8 protein-coding genes and 1 pseudogene are annotated in these 6,509 nt (G+C 65.5%); 5 read left to right on the plus strand and 4 right to left on the minus strand.

What is annotated here, in order from left to right; all coding sequences use genetic code 11:
- The first annotated feature begins 74 nt into the window (after positions 1 to 74).
- The gene (locus ACFXGN_RS09960; protein ID WP_384855847.1) at positions 75 to 1,043 is read left to right on the plus strand and encodes an HNH endonuclease; all 969 of its coding nucleotides are present in this window, start codon (positions 75 to 77) and stop codon (positions 1,041 to 1,043) included.
- 379 nt (positions 1,044 to 1,422) lie between these two features.
- Here ACFXGN_RS09960 and ACFXGN_RS09965 read toward each other — a convergent pair whose 3' ends face one another.
- Positions 1,423 to 1,671 carry a hypothetical protein gene (locus ACFXGN_RS09965; RefSeq protein ID WP_384855849.1) on the minus strand — a complete coding sequence of 83 codons (249 nt, stop codon included), beginning with the start codon at positions 1,669 to 1,671 and terminating at the stop codon, positions 1,423 to 1,425.
- Positions 1,672 to 1,682: 11 nt separating this feature from the next.
- Positions 1,683 to 2,441 (minus strand): GntR family transcriptional regulator, encoded by a 759-nt coding sequence (locus tag ACFXGN_RS09970; RefSeq protein ID WP_384855851.1) that lies wholly within the window; start codon positions 2,439 to 2,441, stop codon positions 1,683 to 1,685.
- Between the two features lie 79 nt (positions 2,442 to 2,520).
- On the opposite strand from ACFXGN_RS09970, the gene ACFXGN_RS09975 reads away from it, so the two are divergent.
- The 4 genes and pseudogenes from ACFXGN_RS09975 to ACFXGN_RS09990 all read left to right on the plus strand — a co-directional run bounded on the left by ACFXGN_RS09975 (position 2,521) and on the right by ACFXGN_RS09990 (position 4,343).
- Positions 2,521 to 2,799 (plus strand): hypothetical protein, encoded by a 279-nt coding sequence (locus ACFXGN_RS09975; RefSeq protein ID WP_384855854.1) that lies wholly within the window; start codon positions 2,521 to 2,523, stop codon positions 2,797 to 2,799.
- A gap of 271 nt (positions 2,800 to 3,070) precedes the next feature.
- The gene (locus ACFXGN_RS09980) at positions 3,071 to 3,334 is read left to right on the plus strand and encodes a hypothetical protein (RefSeq protein WP_384855856.1); all 264 of its coding nucleotides are present in this window, start codon (positions 3,071 to 3,073) and stop codon (positions 3,332 to 3,334) included.
- A pseudogene (locus ACFXGN_RS09985) lies at positions 3,291 to 3,999 on the plus strand (GntR family transcriptional regulator). Before ACFXGN_RS09980 ends, ACFXGN_RS09985 begins: the two are co-directional and overlap by 44 nt.
- Positions 3,996 to 4,343: a hypothetical protein gene (locus tag ACFXGN_RS09990; RefSeq protein WP_384855859.1), complete on the plus strand. Its 348-nt coding sequence runs from the start codon at positions 3,996 to 3,998 to the stop codon at positions 4,341 to 4,343. Before ACFXGN_RS09985 ends, ACFXGN_RS09990 begins: the two are co-directional and overlap by 4 nt.
- Before the next feature lie 170 nt (positions 4,344 to 4,513).
- Here the strand turns inward: ACFXGN_RS09990 and ACFXGN_RS09995 are convergent, their stop codons facing one another.
- Together ACFXGN_RS09995 and ACFXGN_RS10000 are read right to left on the minus strand one after the other, a co-directional pair.
- The gene (locus ACFXGN_RS09995; protein WP_384855862.1) at positions 4,514 to 5,155 is read right to left on the minus strand and encodes an MAE_28990/MAE_18760 family HEPN-like nuclease; all 642 of its coding nucleotides are present in this window, start codon (positions 5,153 to 5,155) and stop codon (positions 4,514 to 4,516) included.
- The gene (locus tag ACFXGN_RS10000; RefSeq protein ID WP_384855864.1) at positions 5,155 to 6,324 is read right to left on the minus strand and encodes a DUF262 domain-containing protein; all 1,170 of its coding nucleotides are present in this window, start codon (positions 6,322 to 6,324) and stop codon (positions 5,155 to 5,157) included. Before ACFXGN_RS10000 ends, ACFXGN_RS09995 begins: the two co-directional genes overlap by 1 nt.
- Between the last annotated feature and the right edge of the window lie 185 nt (positions 6,325 to 6,509).

The raw sequence follows: 6,509 nt of genomic DNA on the forward strand, positions 1-6,509 counted from the left end.
GCCCTCGCCCCCGGCACCGCCACCGGCCTGGCAGGATCGACGGCGGCGGGCAGTACGACGGAAGGGGAGGCCGGATGCGTTCCGATCCCGAACGGTCACCGGCCGAGGAGACCCTCGCCGGGCTCCTGGAGAGCCTGCGCGGTCTCCGGGTCCACACCAAGAACGGCGTGGCGAGCAGGCACAAGCCGCTGGCGCTGGCCTGGGCGATCGCCAGGATCTCCACGGGAAGGCCCCGGCTCGCGCCCTGGCGGGAGTTCCGCGAGGAGGTGGGCGGACTGCTGGAGGAGTTCCGGACGCCCGGGTCGTCCGTCACTCCCCAGTACCCGTTCTGGCACCTGGGGACCAGTGACGTCTGGGACATACGGGGCCTGCCCGGCGGGCAGGACACCGCCCCCGGGGTGGCGATGCTGGAGAAGCTCGACCCCGAGGCGGGCCTGAGCCAGGAGGCCGCGCGTCTCCTGCGCGACCCCTCCGCGCGCCTGAGGGCCATCGCCGTCCTGCGCGAACACCACTTCACCGGCATCGACCAGCAGGCCCTGCTGACCCGGCTCGGCCTGGCGGACTACACGACGGCGAGCGGTACGACGGACCCGACGGACAGCGACGAGGGCGCGGGCCCCGCCGCACGGCGCCGGTCCACCCACTCACGCGTCGTACGCGACTCCGCGCTCACCCTCAGGGTGAAGAGCCTGCACGAGAACCGCTGCCAGGTGTGCGGCCTGCGGCTGGCGACGCCCCGGGGCGACTACAGCGAGGCCGCCCACATCCGGGGCCTCGGCCGCCCCCACCACGGCCCCGACGTCCTGTCCAACCTGCTCGTCCTGTGCCCGAACCACCACGCCCAGTTCGACCTGCTCGGCCTGTACGTGGACACCGACGACACGGTCCGCCTCACCCTGGACGACAGCGAGGTCGGCACCCTCCGCCGCCACCCCGACCACCGGATCGACGCGAGGCACCTCGACCGCCACCGCACCCTGTGCGGCAAGGACACCCCCGACCGGAACGCCGCCGCCCGCATCGCGGGAAAGCCCGCGCCCTGACGCCCGCCCACTCCTCGCCGCCCCACACAGGAACCGGCCCGACGAACGCCGAGGGCCCCCGGCCACAATCGGCCGGGGGCCCTCGTCACGGTGGGCGCGGACGGTTTCGAACCGCCGACATCTGCTTTGTAAGCCTGGCACCCGCAGCTGACCCGTCATGGCAGCTCAGCCCCTCTGCGCGCTACGACGGCTGTAGCAAGCTGTGGACGGCGTAGCGAGCCTCTAGTGACCGTGGTTGACCGTTCGATCTGGCACGCATCTGGCACGCGCGCTCAGAGCTCAACCCGCTCGCTCACGACATGCGCCGTTCGATCCGGGTGTCGTGGAGTTGGATGGGTTTCTGCTCGCGGGTGACGTGCGGAGCAGGCGTGGACTGCTGTCATCCAGCGTCGTTGATATCAGTTGTGGATGTCGGCCGTCGGCGGCCAGCGAACGGCCGGTGGTAGTCCGAGGCTTCCCCGATCGGGGGGTAGTCCCTGCCGAACACCACGTAGACGGGAAACTCGGGATACCCGGCTTCCATCCTGGCGCAGATGTCCACGTCGTGGTTCGCGAATCGATGCAGGTACTGAATGAAGAGCTCCAGCTCCTCATCAGACAGCGGCTCGTCGTGCCGTTCATTGCGCATGTCGCCCCCAGCTAACGGCTGATCGGAATCTCGTAGACGATCTCGCACAGAGTCGCGGGGACGACGATGTCCGCCGTCTCAACGGGCCGCCCTTCGTCGCTGTAGTACGTCCGCCGGATATGGGTGACGAGCGAGGCTTTCTGAATCCCGAGAAGAGACGCCTCCTCGGCAGTAGCCTGCCGAGGCTCCGGCTGCTCGACGGCATGGCTGACGGTGACGCCGATCTCAGCCATCCGGTTCACGACGCCGGCCCCGGCGTGTGGCCCGCCCTCTGGAAGAACGACAAGAGTTCCGCCTGTGAGGTCGTACGGCTCCCAGCTCGTGGACAACTGCGCGGGCCGGCCGTCGGCAAGGAACTCGTACACCGTGCGGACGCACAGGTCGCCCTCGGCGATGCCGAGCCGGGCGGCGATCTCCGCCGGCGCCGAAACCTTGGCCTCGGTCCGGCTCTCCCAGTCCCCCTGCTTACCCAAGGCCCTCATGTCGGCCCGGAACGGCGAACCGCCACCCTGCTCGCGGGCTGACGAGCGGACCACTCGCACACGCTGACGAGGCTCCGCGACGTACGTTCCGGATCCCGCCCGCCCCTCCAGGACCCCTTGGGAGATCAGCAGCTCCTGCGCCCGACGGACGACGTTCTCGCCGACGCCGCACTCTTGGCCGATCTGGGCACGCGAGGGGAGCCGGTCTCCGGGCTCCCACTCGTGCTCCGCGATCCTCCGCCGGAGTTCGTCAGCGATGCGGAGATACGGCGGCTGCTGCTCAGGCATATGGAAAATCTAGTCCACTAGCCCTAATCTAGTTAACTAACTTTACGCAAAGTGATCCCTTGGCGGCGGAGGCTCTCCTGTGCCCGCTTCGGCAGCAAGCGCGGAGGACATCGCCGCCCGGCTGTCCGCCCTCGGACTCACCACGCGCGTGGAGGAGCACGCCCGTCACACGTGGATCGAAGCGGAGGTGCCGGAATCGCTCCCCGCCGAGACATGGCGGGCGGCCTTGGAAGTGGTGGCGGAGGCCGATCGATTCGGGCTTCAGGCCAGCAGCTTGAACGGCCGCACCTTATGGGCCGCCGTACACAGAACGGTCCCCGCGACGCGCGATGTCAGGGGGCCTGGCCATCAGCGATAGGAGCTGATCAGCGTGTTGAACCGTATCCGCCGCGCAGTTGGGCGCACCAGAGTGCGCCCCTTGGGACCGCCTTGCTTCGTGCCGCCGGAGGTCAACTGATGCATGCGAAAGCCGTCCCCTACCGATCGAGCTCGTGTCGGATCGGCACGCACCACGAGTGCGCGCAGTCCTCTCCGTCCTTGGCACCGGTCGGCGTCCCCGTGATCTACGAGACGTGCGGCTGCCCCTGCCACCCGGCGGCCGACCGGGGAGCGACGAAGGAGGCGACCTCATGAGGAGCTGGACGCCGAGCGGCGCGCTGGCCTCCAACGTCGAGATCACCTCGGCCAACGTCCAGCGGGGCGATGTCATCCAGATCGGCGGCCAGCCGTGCCGCGTGGCCGACCTCATCCAACTTCCGGGCGGTGCAAAGCGCCTCCTCTTCGAGTCGGGCGAACTGCTGACCATGCACTCCCGAACCCGGCTCATCGCCCTGAGGATGCAGAGAGTTGGTGATCAGCGCGGTGGCCTCTCGCCGTCACGTCATCGCCGATGACCTCAGGGCCCAGATCTCGACCGGCCACATCAGGGCCGGCGACCGCCTTCCCTCCGAAGCCCAGCTCGCCGCCCGCTACACGGTCAGCACGCCGACCCTACGGAGCGCCCTCGCGCTCCTCCAGGCCGAAGGCCTCGTCGAAAAGGTCCACGGCAAGGGCAACTTCGTCCGCCCCCCCTCTTCGCAGGATCACGTACCTCGGCGGCGGCCCAACACTGCCCACTCCGGGCTTGCAGATCAGCGTCCGGACCACCAAAATCCGGGCGCGCGGCCGCCTGTCCGTCTTGCTGCGGGTACCGGCTGGGAGTCCCCTCACCGAATTCCAGTGCCTGAGTCACGACGGACCCTCGCCGCACAGCCTGCCCCACGTCTACATCCCTCGCGATCTGGCGCCGACTGTCATACCCGACGAGTCGACCTGGCCCACAACCGTGGCGACGCCATTGGCCGAGGTCGAGGAGAGACTCTGCGCTCGCCTCCCCACCCCGGTGGAAGCGGCAACCCTCCGAATCAGCCCGACCCTCGCCGTTCTGGCGATCACCCGCGTAGCGACCGACACCGCCGGCCGCGTCGTCGAGGCCGCGCTCCTGGCCCTCCCCGGCAACCGCGCTGAAGCCGCCTTCATCACCCACCACACGCCCGAAGGCAGAAGGGCCGAAGGATGACGCCTCACAACGAGCTTCGACTCCTCCCATGGTCGGGACCCGACGGCAAGCCCTGCTTCCTGAGCACCGACGGCACCAACGGCCCCTTGTCCCGCCTGGCTGACCGCACCGAAGCCGCCCAACTCGACGTCGCCGCCGAGCTCCTGGAGCACGCCCAAGAGGTACTCGCCGACGAGTCGACGGCCCCGGAAGAACTCCGTCTCGTCGCGTCAGACCTCACCGGCGCTCTGCGAGACGCACTCCGCGAAGCCGCAAGCCGCGGCCACCGCCTCCCGACGCTGGGCACCTCCGACCACGGAGACAGCAACGAGGTACCCCACCTGTCGGCAGGCGCCTTCGGCTAACAGTCACGCGCCACAACGACATGAAGCCCCGGGCCAAAGCCCGGGGCTTCATGCACACGGCGCCGGAGGCCCCTTGCGTCCCAAGCGTTCCTCAATCTCCGGGATGCGAGCGCGCCTCGCCCAGCTCCACCGGTCCACGAATAGGCCGTGCGCACCTCTTTGATCGGTGATCAAATTCGCCTGTAAGACTGATTCTCGGCGGCCGCACTTACCGTGTTGCGAACGAAGTCCATAATCCCTAGAACTTCTTGATGGAGTTCTTCGTAGGACGCAGCCCCAATGCTCAGATACTGTCCGTGCGCTATTTCATTCCGCACGCGCAGCAATTCGTAATCAATCAGCCTTGCCTTGGTTGTAATCGGCGAAGCATCGAGGCCGAGGGATTCGAAAAGATCGAAGCACCGCGTGCTGTTGAGGTTAGATTGAGCGTCGACACCCTTCCGCCAAGGTATTCTGGCGCGCTCGCCATCCTCTGATAGAAGCGCTTGGACCCTGCGCACCATTTTCTTGGTCGCGGACATTCCTTCCTGAGACTCCAAGGCCGCCTCATGCCCCAGGGCAACAAAAGCTGGATGCAGCTCACCGTACGTCAGACGGCGGCGCCCGACGTAGTGGAGGTAGGCTGAAAGGCAGTGTTTGGCGTAACCCTCCCAATGCGCATACAGAAGAGGGACACCAGCTCTACACAAAGACCGCTGAGCCGTGCTTTCTGATTGCACCCTTCGAATATTTCCCAGAAAACTATGCAGCTCACTGCGGCGCCAAGCCAAGTCCTCATCGAGGGAATCCTGCAGTTCGCTCAGCGTGCGCATTACTCTCCCAGCGAGAATACCTTCTGGCCCACTTCAAACATGTACGGGATCCTAAGGTCAGCGGATTTCCCGGCGCCCGTGCGCTTCTGGAAAGTTTCGTCGCCCCAGACTGCTCGAACTCGCTGCTGGAGTAGAGCTGAGCGCGGTCCACTCTCAAGCCGCTTCCACTGCTCGTAGTTAAGGCCTAGGCCAGCCGTCACTGCTTCGAAGGCGGAGACGGTGAAGCGGCCGCTGAACTTGCTCTTTGCCGGGTCCCAGCGCTTAAATGCGGATTCACCCAGGGCGTCGTTAAGCCAAGAAAAGATGTCAATGAAACGATCATGCTCGAAACTGCGGTCAAAAACTGAAGACTCGATAAAACCGCGCATCCGGGACGTCAGGAACTCGCTCACGTCAGAAAGTCCGGACAGGTCTGAACGTTCCGCAGTGACGATCGAAAGATAACGAAGGGCTAGCTCTACTCCGTAGGCTTCTTCTTCTTGCCGTTCACTGATGCTGACGGTCTGCGAGAAGGATGAATGAAGGGCGAGCTGCTGGAGCCACCGGAAGAAACTAGGATCCAACATCACGGCGAGGCAGTTTCGAGCCTCCTGCTCCGAGAGGTGTGCTCCGCTATTCAGCCGCTGAAAGAGGTCGAATTTTGCCTGTTCGTCGCTAGTGTGCTCGACGATCTGAAAATCAAGTCGCGCGCGCTTAAAAAATCGTTGCTGCGCCTCGGACAGGTAAGTGAGGTCGACCTGCGGCGCTGCTACGACCGAGTCGTTCCAGACGACTCCTTCAAGGCTCTCAAGGTAGTCCCCCGCGATAAGCGGCTCCGGCTCGTCGATCTCCCCCTCCGCGTTTCGCAGGGTTCCCATGAAACGAAAGAGCGTTGAGAGCCGCTGAACCCCGTCCACGACGTCCCACACCCCGTCTTTACGTGCGGCAACGAAGATTGGCGGGATAGGGATTCCGAGAAAAACGCTCTCGATGAGACGGGATTGCTGCTGAATGCTCCATCGGAAAATCCGCTGGAATTCCGGGTGGATCTCCAGGTCTGAATTTTCGTACATGGAAAGCGCTTCGTTGATTGCCATACTGTATCGATCGGTATGGATCTCCCGAGAGCGCTTCTCAATCTCTTCCTGAAGCCCCACCGGTTCCTCCTTGAGTGCAAGCTGCTTCGGCATGTCCCCCCTAGATCGTCTGCTGTCGCATCAGTATGGACCGGTTGTTCGCCACGGGGGAGCTAAGTGGCGAATCGGCCGTCACGCCGCACCCCTGCTGTCATCCCGTCTGCCGCCGACCCACACGGAGTGATAGCGGACCAGGCTTCTGGGGCCCAGGTGGAGCGCCCAGCTGGGCGCTCCACCTG

The sequence above is a fragment of the Streptomyces sp. NPDC059247 genome, assembly GCF_042754005.1.
GTDB lineage: Bacteria > Actinomycetota > Actinomycetes > Streptomycetales > Streptomycetaceae > Streptomyces.

Bases quoted from the DNA above. Each gene is read 5' to 3' on its own strand.
- ACFXGN_RS09960 (WP_384855847.1), top strand. From the start codon at position 75: ATGCGTTCCGATCCCGAACGGTCACCGGCCGAGGAGACCCTCGCCGGG.
- ACFXGN_RS09965 (WP_384855849.1), bottom strand. From the start codon at position 1,671: ATGCGCAATGAACGGCACGACGAGCCGCTGTCTGATGAGGAGCTGGAG.
- ACFXGN_RS09970 (WP_384855851.1), bottom strand. From the start codon at position 2,441: ATGCCTGAGCAGCAGCCGCCGTATCTCCGCATCGCTGACGAACTCCGG.
- ACFXGN_RS09980 (WP_384855856.1), top strand. From the start codon at position 3,071: ATGAGGAGCTGGACGCCGAGCGGCGCGCTGGCCTCCAACGTCGAGATC.
- ACFXGN_RS09990 (WP_384855859.1), top strand. From the start codon at position 3,996: ATGACGCCTCACAACGAGCTTCGACTCCTCCCATGGTCGGGACCCGAC.
- ACFXGN_RS09995 (WP_384855862.1), bottom strand. From the start codon at position 5,155: ATGCGCACGCTGAGCGAACTGCAGGATTCCCTCGATGAGGACTTGGCT.
- ACFXGN_RS10000 (WP_384855864.1), bottom strand. From the start codon at position 6,324: ATGCCGAAGCAGCTTGCACTCAAGGAGGAACCGGTGGGGCTTCAGGAA.